The sequence below is a fragment of the Gordoniibacillus kamchatkensis genome (assembly GCF_000829455.1).
GTDB classification, from domain to species: Bacteria; Bacillota; Bacilli; order Paenibacillales; family NBRC-103111; genus Gordoniibacillus; species Gordoniibacillus kamchatkensis.
Map to the genome: position 1 here is coordinate 1 of NZ_JXAK01000081.1, position 23873 is coordinate 23873.

Here is a 23873-nt window from a genome sequence, read left to right on the forward strand (position 1 = left end):
GGTTGTCGCTTTTTCGAGCAGGTTCGGATCATGCGCCATCAAGTCTAACACCTTCGGATTGGCGGGATAATTGACCGCCGCCGCTTCCTGCAAGCCCGGCTCGATGTAGGGCAGGGCATACAGCCGCGCGCCTTGCAAGTAGGCATCGATGATCGCGCTTGAAGTCCGTAATAGATCCAGCTCGTTCATTTCCAGCCAGATGACATTGCCGGACAACTCCCGCGCCTTCTTCTTCGCCAGCAAGACAAAATCCTCGCCAGTCGGGAAGTTGATTCGCACGTCGATGTACTGTCCCTTTTGCAGATTGGAGGGAAGCTGAATGACTTGAAACTCCTGCACCCGCAAATCCTTCGGGATTGGCGCGCCCTCGTACAGCATGGAAGGCATCAACGGCGTGCCTGGCTCTAATTCGATTTTGGCGCTTTTGCCAATGACCGCGTTCTGATCAGTAATCATTCCTTGCGGCACCAGATTCGCAGGCAGCGGAACAGACTTGAGGTCTTCCGCCTTCACGATGCCGCCGGCCGGAACAGTGTGCGCCACAGTCCAAACGCTTCTGCGCGATTGTTCCTCTATCGTTTTCAATTCTTCGATTTGCCTTTCATAATGTTCCTTCATTTGCTGTTGTTGCTGCTCTTGCTCTGATTGCTTGATCAGAGAATAAATGGCCGCAGCAGCCAGTAAACAAACGCTTACGGCAATCGCCGCGATGATAAGCGCCTTGCGGTGCCGATACGTCCACGACATCGCTCACGTCTCCTTTCAAACCAAAATTGAAGTGCTGTCGATTGACTTTACCGGGCTTCGTCACGTTGCTTCGGTTTTTGCTGAGTTCCAATCTGATGCTGCTCCAATTTTTCTTGCGCCCATGCAGGCATATGCTCCGGTTTTATCAGACCCATAAAATCCTCTCGATTCCAGCGAGCCTCTTCACCGGTATATAGATTTAACACGTAGACGGCGCGACCTCGGGAATTGGCAGAGGTGCCAAAGCCGCTTAGCGCCAGCACAAGCTGGTTAACAGCGGTGCGATATTCAGGTCGCAACCGTTCCGGCCGGATGACGACAACCTGGTTGTCAATGCGCATGTCTTCGCGAATCGGCTGGCATTGGGCTTGCGTAAGAGGAGATAGGGGGACCTTGACACTGGCCCTTTCTTCTTTGAGATCCTCCAGTCCCCATTGCACGCGGGAAATAAAGTCATGCACGGCTTCAAGATATTCCGCGCCGGCCGCAATCGCGTAAAATTGCTCGACACCCAACGAATTGTTTCGGGTGCAGGTACAAACCATGTACGGACGTTCGGCATTGGATTCGTCTATGCCAAGCAGTACTTCCACCTTCCCGATGGAGATGGCCTGAACGACTTCATAGTTGTCCACCATTCGCTTCATTTTTTCCATTGCCGTCCTCTTTTCCTGGAAAATTGCGGTCATTCTTCGTTCCCCGGTTTTGCTTTGATTGGCCGACATTACGAGATTTCTTGTCTCGCGTGTGCGGCTGCTCGATCTCATCCTCCAAAACTTCAAAGCGGTTGAAACCCGGCTTTTCTTGCATCAGGCGCTCATATTGACGACGCCTCCCTTTTGTGAAATACATCATGAATCGCCTCCCCAAAAATGGGCATAAAAAAGCTCTCCGTCTAGGGGAGAGTGCCTGCCGAACTGGATTCAGGTTAACGTTCCAGTTCCCGTTGCCGTTTTTTATACCAGCTTTCCAACAGTTGTACGATCAGGTCTTCCTTTTGCTTTTCGGTAAAGTCCTTCGGGAAGAAACGGTCGATCCGCTCGCGCCGAATGATCATCTTTTCTTTCTGGTTCGGCTTCTCCTCTGTGAGAATCGAGAAGATGACATCCACGTTAAGCCGTCCGTCCTGGCTCAGTTTTTTCATGCGCTGCGCCTGTGCCAGCGAAGGTGTGCAGTCCTCGGATTGCATCGTTTCGTACAGGGCATGCTGTTCTTCTTCGGCCAAGTAAGATATCTCTACGGCGGGATTGAAGGCGATTCGTTTATCATCCACCATTTCGAGAATAGAAGGAGTTAGTTCGGTAAGGCGGATATAGCGCTGGATTTGTCTGCCGCTTTCTCCCACCTCTCGGCCAATAATATCAGCGCTCTCTAACCTCCCGACAACTTGTCGGGAGGTTAAGTCAGTCCGTTGACCTTGCCGATTCATTGCCTCCAGCTTCATCTTATAGGCAAATGCTTTCTCACTTGGCGAAATGTTTTCCCGTTGCAAGTTGCTGTCAACCATAATAATGATCGCCTGGTCATCGTCCAGTTCTCGAACGATGCAGGGCATCGTTTCTTTGCCTGCCAGTTCGCTCGCTTTTTTTCGTCGATGCCCGGCTACCATTTCGTAGCCGCCATCCGCCTTCGGACGTACCAGGCCGGGAACAAGAACGCCGTATTGCTTCACGCTGTCCGCCATTTCCAGCATCGCTTCATCCGCCTTCACCTTGAACGGATGGCCGGGAAAGTCGCTGATTTCCGACAGAGGAATATCCATCACCTTCTCCCGCTTTTCATCGGCGCGGCTCTCCTCCGTGGAGAATAAATCAGCGACTGTGGTCAGCTTGATGCTGGCGCGCATGTCGTCTTTCTCTGCCAATACTCTGCACCTCCTTCGTAAAGGCGGCATAAGCCTCCGCAGCTTTCCCATCCGGATCATGGACGTAAATGCTTTTCCCCTTGGCGCTTGTTTCCGCCGCGCGAACGGATAAGGGGATTTCTGTGTTGAACACACGCAGCTTGTCACCGTAGTCGCGTCGAAGAATGAATGAAATATCCTTGGCGAATTTCGTCCGGCTATCGACCATTGTGAGCAGCACGCCGTCCAAAACCAACTTCGGATTGATCTGCCTGCGAACACGGGCAATGGTCTGCAACAGTTGGGTCATTCCTTTGGCGGGCAAATAATGTGCCTGAACGGGAATAATCACGCTGTCCGCCGCGGCAAGCGCATTAATGGTCAACATGCCCAAACTCGGCATGCAGTCGATCAGCACGTAGTCGTAATCGGCTTTAACAGAGTCGATGTACGAACGCAAAATCGTTTCTCTGCTCATCGTGTTGACGAGCGATACCTCAACAGCGGACAATTCAATATTGCCTGGCATCAGGTCAACGCCTTCATGGTGATGCAAAATACCTTCCCGCGCTTCATAGGATTCTTCCAGCATCGTTTTCGTCAGCAATGTGGCCAAAGATACCGACAGATTATCCGGTTCGTGGAACCCTAACGAATCCGTCAGGTTACCTTGCGCGTCCGCATCGACCAGCAAAACCTTTTTCCCATCCCCAGCCAAACCGATCCCCAGGTTGACCGCCGTTGTGGTTTTGCCCACGCCGCCTTTCTGATTGGCGAGGGCGATCACCTTGGTCATCCTTACACTTCTCCTTTCACGCAAAAAGCCGGCTGCACTGAATATTTCAGGGCAACCGGCTTTTTACATAGTATTTATATAAAAAGAGAACACCGCAAGAAGGGCGTTCTCTTGAATATTCATAATATAAGGCTGCTAAACAAACTCTAACGAATTTTTCGGTATTACAGAGCTACAATTCAACTATCGTATCCGATAGTTCAACAACCTGGCTTACAGTCAGTTTGCACCTACCACAGGGTGTGGTACATACGGCTCCTCTAGGTACGCAATTTCTTCAGGCGCTAACTTCAACGAAAGCGCTCCTACAGCATCTTCAAGGTGTGACGACTTCGTAGCACCGACGATAGGTGCTACAACCGGTTGTTTTTGCATTAACCATGCAAGAGCGATTCGAGAGCGGGGAACTCCGTGTTTTTCTGCGAGTTCTGCCACGCGATTTAGAATTGATTGATCAGCGTCAGCCATTGCATCGTATTTTCGCCTTTGAACTTCGTCGGTTTTGGAACGTTCTGTCGTTTCCCCACGATCACGCGTCAATCTTCCTGATGCAAGCGGACTATATGGAATCACGCCGATTTTTTCTTCCTTACAAAGAGGCAGCATCTCGCGTTCCTCTTCACGGTATATTAGGTTTAAGTGATTCTGCATGGATACAAACCGTGTCCACCCATTCTTCTCTGCAACATGCAGCGCCTTCAAGAACTGCCAGGCAAACATCGCTGAAGCACCAATGTATCTTGCTTTGCCCGCCTTCACGACATCATGCATGGCTTCCATAGTCTCTTCAATAGGCGTAGTGTAATCCCAACGATGGATTTGATACAAATCAACGTAATCGGTTCCCAGTCTCTTAAGGCTTTTATCAATTTCACTCATGATTGCCTTTCGGGACAGCCCTGCACCGTTTGGACCTTGATGCATACGCCCCCAAACCTTCGTGGCGAGGACAATTTCATCCCGATTAGCATAATCCTTTAGCGCACGTCCAACAATTTCCTCACTTGTCCCATCTGAATATAAATTTGCCGTATCAAAAAAATTAATACCCAGTTCAAGCGCTTTTTTAATAACCGGACGGCTATGCTCTTCATCAATGACCCACGGATGAGTCCACCGTTCTGCTACACCAAAGCCCATACAACCAAGACAGATTCGAGAAACCTCCAAACCCGTGTTTCCAAGTTTCGTAAACTCCAAAAACGGCACACTCCTTCCCATTTGTCATTAAAAAGGGGGTGAACTGACAATTCACACGCTTTTTAGGTTCAATCATGAATTTTACGGGTAGCGATCCATTTCACCATTTCAGGATCGCGATGTGAAAAGAACAGGCTCTGCTTCGTATCTAACGCGGCAATCTTCTCCATATCCGTCTTGGCGTAACTCAAAGTCGAAGATGTTGAAATTTTCGACGATTCTTTCTTTGCGAACAGACTTTGGAATGACAACGACTTCTCTTTGAGTTAACCAACGTAGTACCACTTGAGCGACCGATTTATTATGCTTTTCGGCTATGGACACCAACACCTCATTTTGAAACAGGTTGTTTTTTCCTTCAGCAAAAGGTGCCCAAGACTGGATCTGAACATTGTTCTCTTTCATGAATTTCGCATTTTCGATTTGTTGGTTAAAGGGGTGCGTTTCCACCTGGTTTACGGTTGGAACGACTTCATTATGAAGAATTAAATCGATCAGACGATCCTCATGGAAGTTACTAACGCCGATTGCACGTACCTTTCCTTCTCGATACAGCTCCTCCATAGCACGCCAAGAGCCATACACATCGCCAAATGGCTGATGAATTAAATACAAGTCCAAATAATCCAATTGCAATCGTTTCAGTGATTTTTCAAATGCCTTCTTGGTGCGCTCATACCCCGTGTCCTGAACCCACAGTTTTGTAGTGATAAATAGTTCCTTTCGTGCTACGCCACTCCGTTTGATTGCTCTGCCAACAGCTTCTTCGTTTAGATAAGAGGCAGCTGTATCAATCAGCCGATAGCCTGCCGTTATGGTTCGTAAACACTTTGTTCACATTCATTTAGATCAGCCATCTGAAAAACACCAAAACCGAGTATTGGCATTTCAACACCGTTGTTCAAAGTTACATTTTTCATATGAAATCCTCTCCTAATTGTACTCGCGACGACGAGGCAACGAGAACCACAGTTCATCGAGCCACGCCAAATCTTCTTTTGTCAAATCAGCCGTTTGAGCCGCACGCAAACTCGCTTCTAAGTGCTCAGGGCGGCTCGCACCGATTATAGCGGACGTGATTCCCGGCTGTTGTGTTACCCAATGCACCGCCGTCGTGACCGGATCGTAGCCAAGGTCTTGGCACCATGCTTGATACCGTTCAACAGCGTTAAAATTGGCTTCTTGCCAGTAGCGTTGTTGATATAACTTACCCACATTGTTTGCAAGTCCGAAATGGGTTCCCTCTACGATAGGCGAATTTTTGTTATATCGTCCTGTAAGCAAACCGCCCGCAAGCGGATTGTAACAGATAATGCCGATTCCTTCGTCGATTGCCATGGGAACCAAGTCATCCTCAATCATTCGGAACAACAGATTGTAACGTGGCTGAACACTCACAATACGAGCGTAGTCCCTTCGGTTGGCAATTCCATTTGCTTTCGAAACTTGCCAAGCCCGCCAATTTGAAACTCCGATGTAGCGAACTTTGCCTTGCGTTACGAGATCGTCAAACGCACGTAACGTTTCATCCATAGGCGTGATCGGGTCAAGTTGGTGCGCCTGATATAGGTCGAGATAATCCGTTTTTAGGCGGCGAAGACTTTCCTCGACAGCGTCATGATGTGCTTTCGGCTCAAACCCTGATCATTCGGACCGCTTCCCATTGCGCCAAAACACTTGGTTGCGAGAACTACTTTGTCCCGTTTACTTCCCAGCCATTCCCCGATAATCGACTCGGTTGTACCAGCTATGTCAACCGATTGTCTCCCAATAGGATATACATCTGCTGTGTCTATAAAATTCACACCGGCGACAAACGCTTTGTCAAGAATCTCGAACGAGGTTTGTTTGTCCGCCTGGTTGCCAAATGTCATTGTGCCAACACACAGGTTCGTTACTTTTAACCCTGTTTTTCCAAGAGAACGAAACTCCATCTCATTTTCTCCTCCCCGGACAAACAAGTTCTAAGCTCTTGACGTGTAGGGCGAATATTTTCTGGTTATATGCGACATTGGTTGGTTGCTCGGCAGCACTTATGTGCTGAAAACTTCTTTTGCGACCATCATTGCGGACATCGCCTTCGCCCAACCCGCGTAAAAAGCCAGATGGGTAATCGCTTCAATCAACTCTTCTTCCGAAATCCCATTTTGTTTTGCTAAATTCAAATGGGATTTCAGTTGTTCCGTATTTCCGCTTGTAAGTAGACAGGAAACCGTAATCAAGCTGCGGTCGCGTGGTGAAAGCTCCTTACGCGCCCATACATCTCCAAACAAAACGTTATCGGTTAATTGCGCAAGCTTCGGTGCAATATCTCCGATCAGTTTCTGTGCCCTGGTTACCTCTTTTGAATTTGACATTTTACCCCACCTTCCCTTACCGTTCTTGATGCGTTGGACGAATAAGCATCTCATTGATCGCCACATTGGATGGTTGTTCAATGGCAAAGGCAATGGCGCTTGCGATGCTCTCCGCGTCGATGGCACCTTTGTATGCTTCTAAAATTCCAGGTTTAAGATCCATATCCGTAATGGAATTGGGCAATTCAGTAGCCACGGCTCCCGGTGAGATGATGGTGACACGAATGTTGTTTCCGAGTTCTTCTTTGCGCAGTCCTTCAGAGATTGCACGCACAGCAAACTTCGTTCCCGCATAGACCGTACTTCCGGCTCCAACAACGTGTCCCGCCACGGAAGACAGATTGATGACGTGCCCTTCTTTTCGCTCTCTCATGGAGGGCAGAACGGCTGCAATGCCGTACAGTACACCCTTGATGTTGACGTCGATCATTTGATTCCACTCGTCAATGTGCTTCTTATAAAGGAGCGAATGCGGCATGATTCCTGCGTTGTTAACCAACACATCAATTTTCCCAAACTGTGTCAGTGCAAGCTGAGCTAATGCTTCCATCTGTTCATTGGATGTCACATCAGTCACTTGATAAATCGCCACTCCGCCGCTGTCTTGGATTTCTTTCTGTAACTGTTCCAGTCTGTCTAATCGACGCGCTGCGAGAACTAACTTAGCACCTTTTGAGGCAAGCTTTTTTGCAGTTGCTTCTCCAATTCCACTAGAAGCGCCGGTAATAACGACAACTTTCCCTTGAATATTTGACATTAGAGATGAAACAGCCCTTTCTTTTATAAGTTTAATTTTTACCTCACTGCCGTGCGCTTTGAGAAAGTACGGGTAAGTCCAAAGGAAACGGACGCCATGACGACCGCCGCCGCCGCAACTGCGGCTCCAATCCAGCAGATCGATAATATCGACGATTCACCGACAGCAACTCCGCCGATGCCAGCCCCAATTGCAAACCCGAGCTGTACGAAAGTGCTGTTCAAGCTGAGCATGATACCAGAAGCTTCAGGAGCAAGTGATAAAAGGTTATAGTTCTGCGTCGGTCCGAACGTCCAAGCGGCGATTGTCCAAAGGGCAAGTAACGGAATCGCGACGAAGTTTGACCCTGTGCTTATAGATAGCAACACAAGCGATATAGCCTGTACGATCATGCTCAAGAACAGCGTGCGAGCTATGCCCATCCGATCCGCCGAAATTCCGCCAAGTTTAGAGCCGATTAAGCTCGCGATGCCTAATCCGAGAAGAATGACGCTCACTATTCCCCCACGCAACGACATAACTGAGGTGAGGAAAGGGGTAATATACGTATTGACCACCGAATAGCCAGTAAAAACAAAGAAGGTCACGACGAGAGCGGTAGCGATCTTCGGATTTTTAAAGAGGGCAAGTTGTTTGCCAATAGGGACAGATGCTTCCCCTTGCGTAGACGGAATCACCTTGCTACGGCGAATATTCCAAGCAAGGTGAACAATCCAATGCCCCAGAAAATCACCTTCCAATCATAAGCGACAGCCACAACTCGACCAATCGGAACGCCGAAAACGAGTGAGGAGCTAAAACCAAGCGATACGTTGGACATCGCACTGGCCTGTCGTCCAGCAGGTGCCAAATTTGCAGCTGTTGCATAAGAGGTGACGACGAATACGCCTGATCCGACCCCGAGTACGATACGAGAGAGAAGCAGGAAGCCATACCCCCGCAAGGCGACTGTCAAGATGACGCCGAGTAGCGTGATGGCAAGCGCCAGCAACAGTTGCTTACGTCGCCCCGTCTTCGCTGTCATCGCCATGACTACAGGGGTACCAATTGCTGTGGCAAGCGCGAAAACAGTGATTATTTGTCCCGCCGCCGATAACGATACGCCGACGGAAGCAGCGACTTCATCTAAAATACCCGAGATCACGAACTGTGACGTACCGACGAAAAAGCTGATAAGGGTCAGGATGTAAATTTTCCAGGTGTTGCTCATTGCAAAGTATTCTTTCCCCCTTTCCATACCCTTATTATGCACCAGAAGACAACGTAGCCGTTATCTCATTCATGCCAGATGTTTGCCTAATCCTCTCACCACCACTTATGTAACAAACGGATATGGGCTATAATCGAACTATGAATATATCGGAAAGGAGAGATCAAATGTCTGATATCATCACAAAACAGCACGATGAACTCGTCCAGATCATTGAACGTTACTCAACAAAGGACGGTGTTCACCAAACTGCTATTCCGTCCTTATTTTTCATGCGTGACTCGAATGCGACCGTACCACGACATGGAGTTTACAAGCCTTCCTTATGTATAGTGGTTCAAGGGGCGAAGGAGGTATGGCTTGCACAGGAGCACTTTAGGTACAGTCCTACGGATTACCTTGTTGCATCCGTTCACTTGCCAGTAATCACCCAAGTCACTGAAGCGACGCCCGATGTTCCATATCTTGGTTTCAAACTTGAATTTACGGCGAATCAAATCCTAGAGGTTTTACGTGATTCTGAAATCCGGGTAAGACCGAGAGAAAATGCAAAGCGAGGTATGTTTGTCAGCCGGATAGAGCTGCCCTTATTGGATGCGGTTATCAGGTTAGCTCGTCTGCTTGACAACCCGAAGGATATACCAATTCTTGCTCCGCTATTCACGAAGGAGATTCTCTATAGGGTTCTGCAAGATCGGCAAGGGGTTATGCTCGAACAGATTGCAATAGAGGGCAGCTCTGCTCATCAAATAAAAGACGTAATTGAACATATCACGAATAATTTTGATAAGTCATTTCGGATTGAGGAGCTTGCGGAAAAAGTAAATATGAGTGTTTCGTCGCTTCATAGGCACTTCAAAGAGGTAACTGCGATGAGCCCTATTCAGTACCAAAAACAACTAAGGTTGCGGGAAGCCCGTCGTCTATTATTAACCGAATCAGCAGATGCCACTGATGTTGCATTTCGAGTAGGGTATGAAAGCCCTTCGCAATTCAGCCGTGAGTATTCACGAATGTTTGGTTTTCCGCCTAGGGAGGATATAAAGCGCCTAAGGGCGTAGCCAGAATCGTCTCCAAGTAGCTTAATAAAACAAGGAGCAGCTGCACTATGATATGCTCCTTGTTTGTTTTCTCGTCATATAAGTGTACCGCCCAATAGCTTTATTGAACCTTTATAAATCGGGCCTTGTATCCAACGCTGCAACCGTAGATTCATCACTTAACAGCAACGTGCCTTTCGCTGCACTAACTTCCCGTTAGTTTAATCCCTCCCTAACTGATGGTGTAGTGGTCTGATACTAATGAATTCAACATGTCTACACACCCGACGTCCAAATCCATGTCCAAGACGACGGAAACACCAATTTTGTCTTTCAATACCTTATTTTTGAAGTCGCTACCATCCGCCGTAAAAGTCATAAATCGCGCAAAGTGTTGAAAATAAAGGATTTCTACGTATCGATTCGTTGCATTCCTATTACGCACTCCACATGGCTGTACGGAGCCATAGGTACCCCATTCATGTTCCGTGTTGCGGAGGAAGTGAATACCGCTCCCGTGCTGTATGAGCTTCCGCACAGCCGCATAGTCGGCCTGCTGAACAATCTCGGCGTGCAGGTTGAAGGCGTGAGTGCGGTTGCGCATGGCGAGGCGTTGAACAAGCTCCGTGATGAAGCGTGGGATGCCGTCAGGAAAGCCGTCGATGCCGGATACACTTGCTTTGGGCAGGGATTTTACTTTAATTACGGCGAAACAAGCGTGGTCCAGGGCTACGACGAATCGGAATCGGCCTATATCATCAGCTGTTGGCACGGTACAAAGCTGATTCCGCACCAGTCCCTCGGCGAGCGCGACGGGCTAGTCGATGTGCATTGGATGATGCCGAACGGCAAGGAAGAAAACGACCGAAGGACAGTAAGGGATGCGCTCAGACTGGCAGCGGAATTTGCCGGGGGCAGCCTGACAGGCGCGCAAACGATGGTAGCGATGCCGTTTACGACCATTGGGTCTCTCAGCTGCGCAAGGGAACCGTGGACGGTTGGTTTTTCGCGTACAATACGCACGAATGGGATACATGCCGCACGAATGGGTACAAATTCTTGCTCGAAGCGAAACAACGGTTGGGTCACGGTGCCCCCAAAGCGCTGCATGAAGCTATCGAAAGCTTCGGCGTTGTTCGCGAGAAGTTCAATAAAGTGTATCAATTGTTCCCATGGGAACAGCCGCGCGGGCTTATTGAGGACACGGAACGCCGGTTGGAAGCGGCAAAGCTGTTGGAGGAGGCAAAGCCTTACGATGCTTCCGCCATCGACGCTTTTCGCAGAGTTGCCGCCGAATTGGACGAATAGAGGGGGCATGCTCTTGAAACAGGTTACCTTGGAGCGATATCGTAGCAGGGGAACGGGATTGCGCATAAGCAAGAGAGCATGATTATCGAAAAATATGAGTTTGCGAATGATTGCCTGCCGGGTGAAGAAATTTCGATTGAAGTGTTCGGTCCGATAATATAAATGGCCATTTTGTTTATCTGTCGACGAACCCCAACAAATGGATCTTGGCGACCCATACCTGTTCTCGCGCGAACGAGTTATAATGATGCCATGCGAGCAAAATGGAGAGGAAGTTCAGGGATGAGAGCGTTTGCTGGGAGACGGTGGCAATGGCTTTTGGTTGCTTTTTTTGTTTTGATGGTGGCGGCAGGTGTTTTGCATCAAAGAGCGGTAAAGCTTCAGGACAACAGCTCTCCGGCGGCAGCGGTACCGGCTGAGCCTATCAAGGAAACGGCCGCATTAGGCACGGATGCCGACCCCGATCCTAAGCTGGCGGACCCGGAATCCGGCGCGCAACCAGCCATGCAGACGATCGCAAGCCCGCAAGCCGTAACCCGGCAAGTGCAGGAGCAGTTCCAAGCCGCGAACGAACCGCAAAAGATTTACTATCGGAACAAAGTGGCGGTGCTTACGTATCATCATCTCGATCCGAAAGAATCGTCGATTACGATTACACCGGAAAGATTCAAGGCCCATCTGGAGACGCTCAGAAACCACGGTTTCCGCGTCATTTCGGTGGAGGATTTCGTCGATTTTCTGCAAAAAAAGAAACCCGTTCCGCCGAACGCGGTCGTCATTACTTTTGACGACGGGTACGAGTCTGTCTATAAATATGCGTATCCGTTGCTGAAGCAGGAGAACATGACAGCCACCGTGTTTCTCATCGTCGGTTATATAGAGGACAGCGTGTCCAGGCTGCCGCCTATCCTGACATGGGCAGAAATCAAGCAAATGCACGCGGACGGATTCAGCTTCTACTCCCACTCGTATCATTCCCATGAGTCGGTGATCGTAAAAGGCAAGGAACTGTCCGAGCTTGTAACGAAGCTGGTGAATCCGGCGACAAAGCAAATCGAAACGGAGTCCGAGTACAGGGCCAGGCTGCTCGCCGACTTCCAGAAGGCGGACGATATTCTGAACGCGCAACTGGGGAACAAAGTGAATTTGCTCTGTTTGCCGCACGGTCAATATAACCAGGCGGTCGTCGATGTAGCGAATCAGGCCGGCATTCCTTTTTTGTTCACGGGGACGGAAGGGCTCAACACGGACAAAGATAAGCTGATTAAGCGGATTAACGCCGGTTCGCCCTACATGTCCGATAAACTGCTGATTGCCAAGCTTAGTGCAGGCAAATAAAGAACAATGAAAAGGGCAGGGGGATCGCTCGATTCCGCCTGCCCTTCGTGATTGCGAACGCGTGGCAATGGACCGGATTCTATGTCGTACTCGTGCTTTCGGCCATTTTCGCTATCCCGAAGGAAATGCTGGAGGCCGGGGAAATCGACGGCGCTGTCGGATGGCTCTCAAGGTGCGCTACTTGACCATGCCGCTCATCCGTCCGGTCATTCTCGTCATAACGCTGCTCTCGATCACGGGGGCGATGAAAGCGATGGATATCGTCACGGTTCTGCTAACGAGAATAGTTTTCTGTATGCGCTTATAAAAATTTATTGACGAGTCTTATTTTTGCATAATAGAATAATCCAAACCGTCTATTAAGGAAGTGGGCCGATGAGGAGATATCGATGGATCAAATGGCGCAAATTGCTCCTCTGGCTCGCAGCCCTCGTCGTCATCGGCGTGCTGTTGTGGGCGGGAGGGCCAGTCGGCTGGATGATCGCGATGGGAATCGGCAGCCTCGGGCTGCAGCTCCTTTTCGCCGTTCTGTTCATTATCGTCCAGTTTGCAGCCCTCTTCTGGTTTTTGGCACGGGGACGCACGTATTGGATTTTGCCCGGCGAGACCGGCGCTACCTGGGACGATTATCGCGGAAACCCGGAAATCGTGGAAAATGCCAAGCGGATCGTCGTCCTGCTGGGTGGCGTCAAGGAGTTCAAGGAAATGGGCGGCGAAGCGATTCGCGGCTTTCTGCTCTGCGGACCTCCGGGGACGGGCAAATCGTACTTGGCTCAAGTAATTGCCAACGAAGCGCAGGTGCCTTTCGCTTACGCTTCGGCCCCCAGCTCCAAAACATGTTTTACGGCGTAGGCAACTTGAAGGTGATGCGCCTCTACAGAAAAGCCCGGAAGCTGGCGAAAGTGTACGGCGCGTGCATCATTTTCATCGATGAGATCGACGCCATCGGCATGAGCCGGCAGGCGGGCGGCGGCGGCGGCGGGCTGTTCGGCATGGGCGGTGCAGGCTTGCTCAACGAGCTGCTGCTGCAGATGGACCCGCCGAACATCGACGGCTCCTGGTTCGCCAAGCTGCTTCGCAACCTCGGGCTGCGGCGCAAAAAGGCGGAGCGGCCTGCGGTGCTGACGATAGCGGCGACCAACTTGCCGGACGTGCTCGATCCCGCGCTGCTTCGCCCCGGGCGCTTCGACAGGCAGCTCTGGGTCGATGCTCCCGATTATGACGGGCGGGTGGATGTGTTCCAGTACTATCTGCATGGGGTATACGGATGAACGCTGCCCCAATGCTTCAAAGCTGCGCTATAAGCGTTAATATTGGCCAAATTGCTCCTTGCGCCGTTATATATATATCCTTCGATGATTTTTGCCGTTTGCGTCTCCATTTTCATAACCTCCATTTATTCTTGCTTCACAAGCAGACGAATGCTTCGGCTTAATCGCTCGAGCAAACGGACCCCGGCCCCTTCTGCGGATTGTGCGCGGCCGATCAATTCTACTGCAGTTTCGGCAGTCTCCGGTTCATTCGGCGCTCCCCCCGACGGGAACGGGAACAGCAAAGATAATTCCTTTAGGGCCACGGCCGCTTCTCCATAATGTCTTGCCGCATCTGCGGCAAGGAAGGCGGAATCTCCGCGCCCGGCATCCTCCAGCTTAATGGCCAAGCCGTTAAGGAAGTCCGCTGCATAAGCTCTCGCATCAGCAACAATATCCAACGTATATGCGTTTCCGATCGGGTCGACCCGATGCTTGAGGAATGCTTCCTTCCAGCAGTCATAGGCTTCTAATCCGCAAACGTACCCGACAAACGTCAACTCTCCGTACGCGTGCCGGATAGCCATGTCCAAAGCGCCCCGAACCGCCTCCCATTCGTCGATCCGCTTCTCTCCCGTAACGGACATGACGAACAATCCTCCGGACATGCCGCGGCCGAGCCCGTCGTAAGGAATCTGCTTCTTTCCCCGCGCGTCTTCTGCATATAACAGCTGCTCAGGATCGTCATAGCCGTAAATGATGCCAAACTCCGGTGCCGCCAAATCCCAGGCAACTACCGGCATGCCTTTTCCGATGGAACGCCGGATATGGGAAACGCCCTTGTTCAGCATGAACGGAGTCGGGGGTGCGCCGCCATCGCCGGCGTGTTCGCTCTCGAGCCCCAAATTGATAAGCCCGTCGTGAAACTTCGACTCCCAGAAATACATGGTCGGGCCTGTCGCATCGATGTTTTCTTCCTCTACCGTTAACCGGAACGCTTGCGCCGTGAGCCCCATCACATCCGACAAGGAATATTGACAATCGCGTCCCGAATACGGCAGAACTGCATATACAGCGCCGGCAAACGATGTTTTGCAGCGCTTCCACTCTCCGGATCCCGGCCCCTTTTTGAGTGACAACACCGCTTTTTCCAGCGTATTGGCATCCTTCCGTTCACGGATATAATCCTGAAGCCGAATGCGCATGCGCTCCTCCCGGACTTTATGACGGGCTCGGCTCAACGATTGATAAACATTGTCCGTAGTCGTGTGGAATAAACGGGCGATTTCGGATGGTGACAGCTGCCGGAAAAAATGAGCTTCGAAAACGGCGCGCTCCTTCGGCGTAAGACATCGGAGCAAATGGCGAATGGTATCTAGAAACTCATTTTGCGCCAATCGAACTGCCGGATCGCCGTCATCAATCCGTTCCATTTTGCCTGCCATGTAGTGCAAAATGCTGTCCAAATCCCCCCAGTCGACGCCGATCGCTTCACGACCTGACGCGATTCCGGTAAATGTGCGCTCCCGGCCGGAGTTCTCGCCCTTCCGAAGCTTCATTAACGCCTCGTTGCGAACGATTCTGTGCAGCCAAGGCAAGAAACGGTCCATGTCGGCCAGTGTGCCGAGATGCATGAACGCCCGCAAAAGCGCCTCCTGTACGATGTCCTCCGCCAAATGCGGATCTCGAGCAAAGCTTCGCGCCCAATCGAACGCTTTAGCCCGGTGCCTGCGCACAAGCTCGCCGAACGCATCCTGGTCGCCCGCACGTGCCCGTTCAATCAGGCTGTTGTCCGCTAACGCTCCTTCCATCGTTTATTCCCCTCCCTATGTAATGATGCATGAAGCGCTAATGATCTGAGGTCCGGAAAGCCAATTTAAAAAATTTTTTATCCTATACTCCATACTCCTGCTCTCTCACGTCTCGATGGGAAGTTGCTTTCAGTTTCAGATTTATTCGATCATCGTAAGTTATTATCCTCTACACGTTTCTTTGCCTGTAACAAGGCCTCTGACGAGAGCACCCAAACATGAAAAAAGCCGCGATTTTCGCGACTTCTGATGGGTCATTGTTTTTGACTTCCGACAGTTAATTTTTATTTCTCCGCAGCGCCTGCACCCGTGTTATTTGTTGCGCTATTGTCTCTGTTAGTGCAAAAAGGCTGCCAGTCGTTGTCTCGCAGCTTGTCAGCGGCTATCTGCTACTTCCGTTCCACCAGCATCTTGGAAAAAGCGGTGATCCATTTTCGCGGCGCCAACCTGCCCGATAGCTGCAAAAGCTTATTGGAAAAACCCGGAATGATGATCGACTTGCCCTTCATTAGCCCCTTGTAGCCCTCCAAGGCGACGTACTCCGCGTCCATCATATTGTGGCGAAATACCCTGGCTCCCGATTCCCTTCCCAGCTGTTCGGTTAACGAAGACTTGGTGAAACCAGGGCAAAGCACCGATACTTGTACCCCCGTCCCCTTCAACTCGCTCGCAATGGCCTCCGAGAATGATAATACATACGCTTTGCTGGCCGCATAAACGGCCATAAATGGGACCGGCTGAAAGGCCGCCAAAGAGGCCACATTCAGAATCCTCCCGTTCCCTCTGTTCACCATGTCTTGCATAAATAGCCTGGTCAGCGACGTAAGTGCCCCAATATTCAGATTTATGATGCCCTGCGCCTTCGAAAGATCATGTTCATGGAACGTTCCATACGTTCCGGTCCCGGCATTATTAACCAAAATGTCGATGTGGCGCCCTTCCTCTTTTACCCGCCGATAAACTTCACTCTCTTGACCCGGCACTGAAAGGTCCGCACAAATGATGCTCACCTTTATTCCTTGATTGCTTTTTTGCAGGTAGTCGGCGCACTCTTCCAGCCTATGCCCTCTCCTTGCCACGAGAACGAGATCATGTCCATACAGCGCAAAAATTTTGGCTAATTCGAATCCGATTCCACCTGACGCTCCCGTCAGAAGTGCCGTCTTATTCAATTAGACTCACCCCCGCAAAAAATGCAAAGCTCAAACAACTTCATTATATGACAAAACTGGTCATCTCTAAGTCCATAATTAGGGTTCAATGTATGATTTTGAGCAAATTGTCCATTTTAATTTACAATGCAGCTGGAATTCTAACGGGAATTGATGGAGGTAATTGCTCTGCAAAGGGGATTTCGAGCCATTTAAACGGAAAACCTCCCGTAAAATCAGCTAAAATCGATCAGATTTCAAAATCGATCGATAGTAACGGGAAGTTTTCCAGTTAGGTTCTTGTTTAACAAGTCGGGATCAAAATTACATGGAGGATTTCCCTTTAACCAATCCGCAGCGGGGATTTTGGGCCGAAAAAAAAGCAACGCAAGCCGCCGAAGCAGCCTGCGTTGTTTTTGTTTGCCGTATTGGCCGGAAACTTAAGCGTGAAAATCTTGCCCCGAACGAACTTCCTTCACATAGCCGGCACGGATGACGAAATCGCCGAAATGCTCGCCTTCCCGCCGCTCGTTCGCATAATGGGCGAGAATCGGCTTCAGCTCATCCAAAATTTCCGCTTCGCCGATGTTTTCCCTATACAGCTTGTTCAGCCGGTTGCCGGCGAAGCCGCCGCCCAAATACATGTTGTACTTGCCGGGCGCTTTGCCGATGAACGCCAGCTCCGCCAAGGCCGGGCGGGCGCATCCGTTCGGGCAGCCGGTCATGCGGATGACGATGTCTTCGTCCCGCAGGCCGAACTCCTCGAGCATCGGCTCGATTTTGGCGAGCAGCGCCGGCAAGTAACGCTCCGATTCGGCCATCGCCAGCCCGCACGTAGGCAAGGCCACGCAAGCCATGGAATTGCGCCGCAATGCGGAATTGTACGCTCCGTCGGATAGCCCGTATTTTTTGATGAGCTCCTCGATCTTTTTCTTCTGCTGGGAGCTGACGCTGCCGATAACCAGGTTCTGGTTCGGCGTGAGCCGGAAATCCCCGGTGTGCACTTTGGCGATCTCCCGCAGCCCTGTCAGCAGCTGGACGTTATCTTCGTCTCTGATGCGGCCGTTCTGGATAAACAGCGTCAGATGCCATTTGCCGCCCGCGCCCTTCACCCAGCCGTAGCGATCGCCGTTATGGTCAAAATGATACGGACGCGCCGGCTCCAGCTTCCAACCCAGACGGGCAGCCAGTTCGTCCATGAACCAGTCGATGCCGCGGTCGTCGATCGTATATTTGAAGCGCGCATGCTTCCGTACGGAACGATCGCCGTAGTCGCGCTGGATCGTGACCGTTTTCTCGGCCAAGTCGATAACTTGCTCCGGCGTGACGAAACCGATCACCTGACCTACTTGCGGATACGTCTTCGGATCGCCGTGCGACATCCCCATGCCGCCGCCGACCGTGACGTTGAAGCCTTGCAGCTTCCCTTCTTCGACAATCGCGATGAACCCGAGGTCCTGGGAAAACACGTCGACGTCGTTGGAAGGAGGCACGGCGATGCCGATCTTGAACTTGCGCGGCAAATAAACGGGCCCGTAGATCGGCTCCTGCTCCGTATCGCTATCCCGGCTGTCCAGCACTTTCTCTTCGTCAAGCCAAATTTCGTGATACGCTCTCGTCCGTGGATCGAGGTGGCGGCTGATCTTGCTCGCCCACTCGTACACCTCGGCGTGAACGTCCGATTGGTACGGATTCGGGTTGCACATGACGTTCCGGTTCACGTCGCCGCAAGCGGCCAGCGTGCTGAGCAGAGCGTCGTTCACTTCGCGGATCAGCTTCTTCATATTCCATTTGAGAATGCCGTGCAACTGGAACGACTGCCTGGTCGTCAGGCGAATCGTGTTGCCGGCGTATTTCTGGGCGATTTCGTCAATCGTAAGCCACTGCTTCGGCGTCACGACGCCGCCGGCGGCGCGGACGCGCACCATGAATTGATAGGCAGGCTCGAGCTTTTGCTTTTGCCGCTCGCCCCTCAGATCCCTGTCGTCCTGCATATAGCTGCCGTGGAACTTCATAAGCCGGTTGTCGTCTTCGGGGATAGACCCGGTGAGCGGATCCAGGAACGTCTCCGCCAACGTCCCCCGCAAGTAATTGCTTCGCCGCTTTATATCTTCGACATCGCTGTGCGGCGCGCTATTCGGCGATAGTAGATTATTATCTGACATGATGGCTTTCTCCTCTCGCAATGTTTGCGACCGGGGTTTAGTATACGTCCCGCTGATAACGTTTGTCCTCTTGCATGCCGGTTAAATATGCCGCGGCTTCCTCTTTGCTCAGGCCGCCCTCTTGCTCGAGAATCGCGATCAAGGCCGCGTGCACGTCGTGCGCCATCTTTTTCTCGTCGCCGCAGACGTAGACCGCCGCGCCTTCCTGCAGCCATTCATACAGCTCCCGGCTCTTCTCCAGCATCCGGTGCTGCACGTACACTTTCTGATCCGTATCGCGCGAGAAAGCGACGTCCATACGGGACAGAACGCCGTCTTTCAGCCAGCGCTGCCATTCGATCTGATACAGGAAGTCGGTTCTGAAGCGCTGATCGCCGAAAAACAGCCACGTTTTCCCCGCGGCGCCGGTCTCTTCCCGTTCAGCCAAAAATGCTCGGAACGGAGCTACGCCCGTGCCGGGCCCGATCATAATGACCGGCGTATCCGGATTGTCGGGAAGCTTGAAGTTCGGGTTATGCTGAATGAATACCGGCAGCGTTGCCCCAGCTTCCGCCCGTTCCGCGAGATGTACGGAGCAGACGCCGTACCGGTCGCGGCCGTGCGCTTGGTAACGCACCGCGCGAACCGTCACGTGCACTTCGCCCGGCGACGCTTTCGGCGAACTGGATATCGAGTACAGACGGGCAGGCAGCTTCCGCAAAATCGAAACGAAGTCGGCGGCAGGCAAGCCTTTCAGCGAGTAGTCCTGCACCAGATCGAGCAAATCCCGACCGGTTATATAGGCCCGAAGCTCTTGCTCGCGCCCTGCCTCGAGAAGCTCTTTCAGCTTGCTGCTTGCGGTCAGCTTTGCCGCCTGCTCGATGAGCGGCTTCGTCAGCACGGTAATCTCATAATGGCGCAGCAGCGCTTCCCGAAGCGGCAGCTGGCCGTTTTTGCCTGCCGTTACCGGCTCCTCGGCTTTCCAGCCCATCGCTTCGATCAATTCGTCCACGAGGCGAGGGTGGTTTTCCGGGTAAATGCCCAGGCTGTCCCCGGGTTCGTACTGCAAATCCGAGCCTTCCAGAGATATTTCGATATGACGGGTCTCCCGCTCCGAACCGCGGCCGTTCAAATTCAAATTTTCCAAAACTTCGGCTTGGAACGGATTCGACCTCGAATATTCCGACTCTGCCTCGCCGGCAACCGCCGCGGCGACGCCGCTTGCGGCTGCGGCGGGAGCTGCCGGCGCTTCGCCCAAGGCGGCGACGACTTGATTCATCCATTCCGCGGCCGGCTCTTCAAAATCTACGTCGCAGTCGACGCGCGGGGCAAGCCGCTTGCCGCCCAGCTCTTCCAGGCGCTTGTCGAAATCTTTGCCCGTCTGGCAAAAAAATTCGTAAGACGTATCTCCGAGCGCAAGCACGGAATAGCGCAGCTCCTCCAGCTGCGGCGCCCGCTTGCTGTGCAGAAACTCATAAAACGTTACGGCGTTGTCCGGCGGCTCTCCTTCGCCGTGAGTGCTCACGACAACGAGCAGGTTTTGCACTTTTTTGAGGCCGTTCGGCTTAAAGTCCCGCATCGACGACACGGTCACCTGGAAGCCTCGTTCTTCCAGTTTTTTCGAAAGCTTCTTGGCGATCCCTTGCGAGTTGCCGGTCTGCGAGCCGAAAAGTATCGTCACCTCTTTGGAAAGAGCCGGTGCAGCAGCCGCCTTGACGGCAAGCGGCGCGCCGGACACCGCCACAGCCGGCGTTCCCTGCAGCGCCGTCAAATACCCGCTGAGCCAGCTCCTTTGCGATTCCGACAATGTAGGCAGAAGGCGATTCAGCAGTTCGACTTGCTCCTGATTAAAGGGACTGTTCGTTACTAGGAGTTCCAACAATATCCACCTCACGTAGCATGCATGGAGATCAGCATAGGATTCGGAATGATAACATGTTCACTGTATCGAAGATATCATAGTTCACCGATCGGAATCAATTAGAATGATTTTATAAGTTTGATTAGGGATGTTGATAAAAGGGCTTTATACCTATAATCGCAAAAGAGGCCCGGATAAAACAAAAAGACCGCTGCTGCGGTCTTCGGATGGTCCGTGAAAGTGGGACTGCGCTGCGGACCTGAGAATGCGGGCCTCCGGCTTCCTTGAACTTGTGTTCCCTCGAATTCGAAAACATGGTGGGAAAATGAGTTCAAAGGCGCACGCTTCGCTCCAAGGCCTGCATTCCCATCCTCCGCTCCGCCTTTCTCGGGCAACCTCATGACCTGGAAGCGGTCTTTTTGCTGTTTACGCTGTTATTGGCGCACCTTCGGTATGTAGGCCAGCGCTCTGACCGGAGAGCCGGAACCGTTATGTATTTTCAGCGGTGCCGCAATAAAGAAGCATTTGGCCGGCAGCAGCTCAAGATTGACGAGGCATTCCATCAAATAAATTTCGTTTTTCAACACGCGCTGGTGAAAATGGCAGTAACCGGATACTCCGTCCGCTATCGGGGTACCCACAGCGATCGTATCCGTGCCGACCGCGCGAACGCGCTTTTCCAGCAAGAAGTCCGCAACTTCTTTCGTCAGGCCGGGCTGATTGTCGGCATAGTAACGCCAATCGCGGCCCGTTGTCCAAAACCGCTTCAACCAGCCGAAATTGATCAGAACGATATCGCCTTCGTCGATCTCGGCCCCTGTGCGCGCCAACGCCCGCTCCACATCGTCAAGCTCGGCACTCTCGCCCGGGAGCCATTCGCGTCCGGATAAATCTATGCTCGTGCACATGCCGATCAGCGCGTCCGGCGCAACGCTTTCCAAGGTAAGATGCGGCAGCTCGCGATGAGCGTGATAAGGAGCGTCCATATGCGTCCCGGTATGCTCCGCGAACGATACGCTTTGGCAATAGTAGCCGTCGTGCTCGTGAGTGACGGTCTGATCGATAACCAGATGCGGATGCGACGGCCACCGCGGGATGCCTTTCTCCAAAGTAACGGTCAAATCGACGACTTCCATTTGGGAAAATGCAGCTTTGAGCGCTGCCAACGGTTGTTTGGCGCTGTCCATATGCCCACCACTCCTGCCCTTTTTGATTTGATACCGCTCACGATGAACGGCTTCCTCGTCTTCTTGGAAAATTGTCCGCCATCTATCGTATCATAATCTGCGGCTTTACGGATGCGGCAAAATCGGATATCGTGGAAACGGACTATGGCGGAAAGAGGTGGAGGATGGAGATCGTTTATCGAACAGCTCTGGCGGACGATAGTGAGGAAATTGCCCGGCTTTCGAGTCAGTTGGGATACCCGGCGGAAGCAGGCCAAGTCCGGGAAAGAGTGGCTTTCATACTCGCAAACGGCGGCAACGCGCTGTATGTAGCGGAGCGGGAAGGCAAGCTTGTCGGCTGGGTTCATGCCCACGGGCGCCATTTGATCGAATCCGCGCCTTTCGCCGAAATTGGCGGGCTCGTCGTTGACAGCGACTGCCGGGGACAGGGCATCGGCAAGCAGCTGGTGAACAAATGCGAAGAATGGGCACGGACGGCGGGGTTCGGCAGCATCAGAGTGCGAACGAACGCAGCGAGGCTGGATGCCCCCCAATTTTATGCCCGGATCGGCTACAAAACCGTAAAGTCGCAGCAGGTGTTCCAAAAGGAGATTTCACCATGACCGCCCCATCGCGTGAGAGGCGGTCATGGCGACACGATGAACGATTATTTCATCTTTAAATCTTCGATCGAACTGTTATTCATATATGCCGGAACAACGAGACCGAGCTTCGTCCCTTTGAGATTCGCGCCCAAATCCTCGAATTTCCCTTTGTATTTGTCGGCGTAATCCTTATGCGTTGTCGGCAGCCATGCGGCTGCCATCGCGTCGGCGCTGCCGTCCGCAATGCCGGCCCACATCGGTCCGGCTTCGACCTGGAGCATATCCGCCCAAGCTGATTCCAAAAGACGCCGCTCCTTCAAAATGAGCGTTCCTTCCGAGGCGCCATGAATCCAACGAACTTTTCCCATTTTTATAAATCCGGGATGATGAGCCTATTTTTGTGTCCGGCTTTTGCGACACAAACATAGGCATTTTTTACGTTTAAGGGAGTGAAGCCGCACTCTCGGTTTCAGAAAGCCCCGCTCAGCTGCGCAGCCTTGTCGCCGCCACGAGGCGGGGCGGGATGGATGGCGCGAGGCGGGCGAGTCCGCCCAGGAGCGGTGCCAGAGCCGGCTGCTGCAAGGCGTTTTGCAGCAGCCGGCCCCAGCGCATGGGCGCAGCAAATTGGCGCTGCAGCTCGGCGCGGTAGCGGCGCTCCCATTCGGCCGCCGTCAAGCGGCCGCGAAGGAAGGCGTCGGCAAGCTCGGCGCATACGAGCGCCGAGCGGAGCGCCATCGCCATCCCGTCGCCGCAAAGCGGCGGGATGAACGCCGCCGCGTCGCCGATGCGCGGCAGCGCGCCCCACGGGGACGGCTTGCGGGAAGCCGCGACAGGTGCGACCGAGCACGCTGTGCCGGGTACCGGCGTGCCGGCCTCGAGCCGGCGGCGGCACGCTTCGTGGCGGCCGGCGACAAAGCGCGCCGCCGCTTGCACGGTGCCGCCGGCGCCGCGGAACGCCTCCAGCGTCAGCAGCCCGGCGACGTTCGTGCGGCCCGCTTCGATCGGGGCGATGCCCAAATAGCCGTGCGGCGTAAAATACAGCTCCACGACCGGCTCCGCCGCCAAACCGGCCGTTTTCGGCTCGTCCAGATGAAATTTGAAGCCTACATAAGCTTTGGAGGCGGGGCCTGTCTTCGGTTCGGCAACACCTGCCACCGCGCCGCGCGCCGCCTGCCCCACGCGGCCACAACCGTGCGCGCGGAGGCGCCGGCAGCTTCGGCGCCGCGCCCCAGCTCGACGCGCCAGCCTCGCTCCAGCGCGGCTACGCCGGTCACGGCTGCGCCCGTGAC

General features: G+C 52.6%; 20 protein-coding genes and 5 pseudogenes. 6 read left to right on the forward strand and 19 right to left on the reverse strand.

Features of this window, described 5'->3' with window-relative positions; all coding sequences use genetic code 11:
* From SD70_RS29055 to SD70_RS29105, 11 genes and pseudogenes are all read right to left on the reverse strand, one after another.
* A partial coding sequence (locus SD70_RS29055; RefSeq protein WP_041052048.1) for an SAF domain-containing protein occupies positions 1–747 on the reverse strand: 747 nt, incomplete at its 3' end.
* A 47-nt stretch (positions 748–794) separates the two neighbouring features.
* On the reverse strand, positions 795–1403 hold the full coding sequence (locus SD70_RS29060; RefSeq protein ID WP_041052050.1) for a hypothetical protein: 609 nt from the start codon (positions 1401–1403) through the stop codon (positions 795–797).
* Positions 1369–1602, reverse strand: coding sequence for a hypothetical protein (locus SD70_RS29065; RefSeq protein WP_041052052.1), 234 nt, complete (start codon positions 1600–1602; stop codon positions 1369–1371). Before SD70_RS29065 ends, SD70_RS29060 begins: the two co-directional genes overlap by 35 nt.
* A gap of 73 nt (positions 1603–1675) precedes the next feature.
* Positions 1676–2611, reverse strand: coding sequence for a ParB/RepB/Spo0J family partition protein (locus SD70_RS29070; RefSeq protein WP_449267221.1), 936 nt, complete (start codon positions 2609–2611; stop codon positions 1676–1678).
* Positions 2559–3386, reverse strand: coding sequence for a ParA family protein (locus SD70_RS29075; protein WP_041052054.1), 828 nt, complete (start codon positions 3384–3386; stop codon positions 2559–2561). Before SD70_RS29075 ends, SD70_RS29070 begins: the two co-directional genes overlap by 53 nt.
* Positions 3387–3605: 219 nt before the next feature.
* Positions 3606–4586, reverse strand: coding sequence for an aldo/keto reductase (locus SD70_RS29080; RefSeq protein WP_041052056.1), 981 nt, complete (start codon positions 4584–4586; stop codon positions 3606–3608).
* A gap of 68 nt (positions 4587–4654) precedes the next feature.
* Positions 4655–5506 (reverse strand): annotated as a pseudogene (locus SD70_RS29085) (aldo/keto reductase).
* 13 nt (positions 5507–5519) lie between these two features.
* Positions 5520–6520, reverse strand: a pseudogene (locus tag SD70_RS40575) (aldo/keto reductase).
* A gap of 99 nt (positions 6521–6619) precedes the next feature.
* Positions 6620–6943 (reverse strand): carboxymuconolactone decarboxylase family protein, encoded by a 324-nt coding sequence (locus tag SD70_RS29095; RefSeq protein WP_041052058.1) that lies wholly within the window; start codon positions 6941–6943, stop codon positions 6620–6622.
* Positions 6944–6959: 16 nt separating this feature from the next.
* The gene (locus SD70_RS29100; RefSeq protein ID WP_041052060.1) at positions 6960–7700 is read right to left on the reverse strand and encodes an SDR family oxidoreductase; all 741 of its coding nucleotides are present in this window, start codon (positions 7698–7700) and stop codon (positions 6960–6962) included.
* Between the two features lie 38 nt (positions 7701–7738).
* Positions 7739–8853 (reverse strand): annotated as a pseudogene (locus tag SD70_RS29105) (MFS transporter); the annotation flags it as partial.
* Positions 8854–9077: 224 nt separating this feature from the next.
* Between SD70_RS29105 and SD70_RS29110 the strand changes: the two are divergent.
* On the forward strand, positions 9078–9971 hold the full coding sequence (locus SD70_RS29110) for an AraC family transcriptional regulator (RefSeq protein WP_041052061.1): 894 nt from the start codon (positions 9078–9080) through the stop codon (positions 9969–9971).
* A 211-nt stretch (positions 9972–10182) separates the two neighbouring features.
* Here the strand turns inward: SD70_RS29110 and SD70_RS29115 are convergent, their stop codons facing one another.
* Entirely contained in the window at positions 10183–10743 is a 561-nt protein-coding gene (locus tag SD70_RS29115; protein ID WP_156158255.1) for a hypothetical protein, read from the reverse strand.
* Between the two features lie 197 nt (positions 10744–10940).
* Here SD70_RS29115 and SD70_RS29120 point away from each other — a divergent pair, with 197 nt between their 5' ends.
* The 4 genes and pseudogenes from SD70_RS29120 (at position 10941) to SD70_RS35460 (ending at position 13867) form a co-directional block, all read left to right on the forward strand.
* Positions 10941–11258 carry a hypothetical protein gene (locus tag SD70_RS29120; RefSeq protein WP_041052063.1) on the forward strand — a complete coding sequence of 106 codons (318 nt, stop codon included), beginning with the start codon at positions 10941–10943 and terminating at the stop codon, positions 11256–11258.
* Between the two features lie 282 nt (positions 11259–11540).
* A complete protein-coding gene (locus tag SD70_RS29125) occupies positions 11541–12596 on the forward strand; it encodes a polysaccharide deacetylase family protein (protein ID WP_052488032.1) in 1056 nt (351 codons plus the stop codon).
* Positions 12597–12756: 160 nt separating this feature from the next.
* Positions 12757–12903 (forward strand): hypothetical protein, encoded by a 147-nt coding sequence (locus SD70_RS39980; RefSeq protein ID WP_197081218.1) that lies wholly within the window; start codon positions 12757–12759, stop codon positions 12901–12903.
* 179 nt (positions 12904–13082) lie between these two features.
* A pseudogene (locus SD70_RS35460) lies at positions 13083–13867 on the forward strand (AAA family ATPase).
* A 125-nt stretch (positions 13868–13992) separates the two neighbouring features.
* Here the strand turns inward: SD70_RS35460 and SD70_RS29135 are convergent.
* The 5 genes from SD70_RS29135 to SD70_RS29155 all read right to left on the reverse strand — a co-directional run bounded on the left by SD70_RS29135 (position 13993) and on the right by SD70_RS29155 (position 22000).
* The gene (locus SD70_RS29135) at positions 13993–15657 is read right to left on the reverse strand and encodes an RNA polymerase sigma factor (protein WP_041052064.1); all 1665 of its coding nucleotides are present in this window, start codon (positions 15655–15657) and stop codon (positions 13993–13995) included.
* Positions 15658–16046: 389 nt separating this feature from the next.
* Complete coding sequence (locus SD70_RS29140; RefSeq protein ID WP_041052065.1) at positions 16047–16829, reverse strand: SDR family NAD(P)-dependent oxidoreductase; 783 nt, start codon at positions 16827–16829, stop codon at positions 16047–16049.
* Positions 16830–17248: 419 nt separating this feature from the next.
* The gene (gene cysI / locus SD70_RS29145; RefSeq protein ID WP_041052066.1) at positions 17249–18973 is read right to left on the reverse strand and encodes an assimilatory sulfite reductase (NADPH) hemoprotein subunit; all 1725 of its coding nucleotides are present in this window, start codon (positions 18971–18973) and stop codon (positions 17249–17251) included.
* Positions 18974–19010: 37 nt separating this feature from the next.
* Entirely contained in the window at positions 19011–20831 is a 1821-nt protein-coding gene (locus SD70_RS29150; protein ID WP_041052067.1) for an assimilatory sulfite reductase (NADPH) flavoprotein subunit, read from the reverse strand.
* Positions 20832–21247: 416 nt separating this feature from the next.
* Positions 21248–22000: a cyclase family protein gene (locus SD70_RS29155; protein WP_041052068.1), complete on the reverse strand. Its 753-nt coding sequence runs from the start codon at positions 21998–22000 to the stop codon at positions 21248–21250.
* 164 nt (positions 22001–22164) lie between these two features.
* Between SD70_RS29155 and SD70_RS29160 the strand changes: the two genes are divergently transcribed.
* The gene (locus SD70_RS29160; RefSeq protein ID WP_041052069.1) at positions 22165–22602 is read left to right on the forward strand and encodes a GNAT family N-acetyltransferase; all 438 of its coding nucleotides are present in this window, start codon (positions 22165–22167) and stop codon (positions 22600–22602) included.
* A 44-nt stretch (positions 22603–22646) separates the two neighbouring features.
* Here the strand turns inward: SD70_RS29160 and SD70_RS29165 are convergent.
* Positions 22647–22862 (reverse strand): annotated as a pseudogene (locus tag SD70_RS29165) (glycine betaine ABC transporter substrate-binding protein); the annotation flags it as partial.
* A 205-nt stretch (positions 22863–23067) separates the two neighbouring features.
* A partial coding sequence (locus tag SD70_RS29170; protein WP_394298036.1) for an NAD(P)/FAD-dependent oxidoreductase occupies positions 23068–23873 on the reverse strand: 806 nt, incomplete at its 5' end.

Bases quoted from the DNA above. Each gene is read 5' to 3' on its own strand.
- SD70_RS29075 (WP_041052054.1), bottom strand. From the start codon at position 3,386: ATGACCAAGGTGATCGCCCTCGCCAATCAGAAAGGCGGCGTGGGCAAA.
- SD70_RS29065 (WP_041052052.1), bottom strand. From the start codon at position 1,602: ATGATGTATTTCACAAAAGGGAGGCGTCGTCAATATGAGCGCCTGATG.
- cysI (WP_041052066.1), bottom strand. From the start codon at position 18,973: ATGTCAGATAATAATCTACTATCGCCGAATAGCGCGCCGCACAGCGAT.
- SD70_RS29125 (WP_052488032.1), top strand. From the start codon at position 11,541: ATGAGAGCGTTTGCTGGGAGACGGTGGCAATGGCTTTTGGTTGCTTTT.
- SD70_RS29095 (WP_041052058.1), bottom strand. From the start codon at position 6,943: ATGTCAAATTCAAAAGAGGTAACCAGGGCACAGAAACTGATCGGAGAT.
- SD70_RS29135 (WP_041052064.1), bottom strand. From the start codon at position 15,657: ATGGAAGGAGCGTTAGCGGACAACAGCCTGATTGAACGGGCACGTGCG.
- SD70_RS29155 (WP_041052068.1), bottom strand. From the start codon at position 22,000: ATGGACAGCGCCAAACAACCGTTGGCAGCGCTCAAAGCTGCATTTTCC.
- SD70_RS29110 (WP_041052061.1), top strand. From the start codon at position 9,078: ATGTCTGATATCATCACAAAACAGCACGATGAACTCGTCCAGATCATT.
- SD70_RS29060 (WP_041052050.1), bottom strand. From the start codon at position 1,403: ATGGAAAAAATGAAGCGAATGGTGGACAACTATGAAGTCGTTCAGGCC.
- SD70_RS39980 (WP_197081218.1), top strand. From the start codon at position 12,757: ATGGCTCTCAAGGTGCGCTACTTGACCATGCCGCTCATCCGTCCGGTC.
- SD70_RS29100 (WP_041052060.1), bottom strand. From the start codon at position 7,700: ATGTCAAATATTCAAGGGAAAGTTGTCGTTATTACCGGCGCTTCTAGT.
- SD70_RS29160 (WP_041052069.1), top strand. From the start codon at position 22,165: ATGGAGATCGTTTATCGAACAGCTCTGGCGGACGATAGTGAGGAAATT.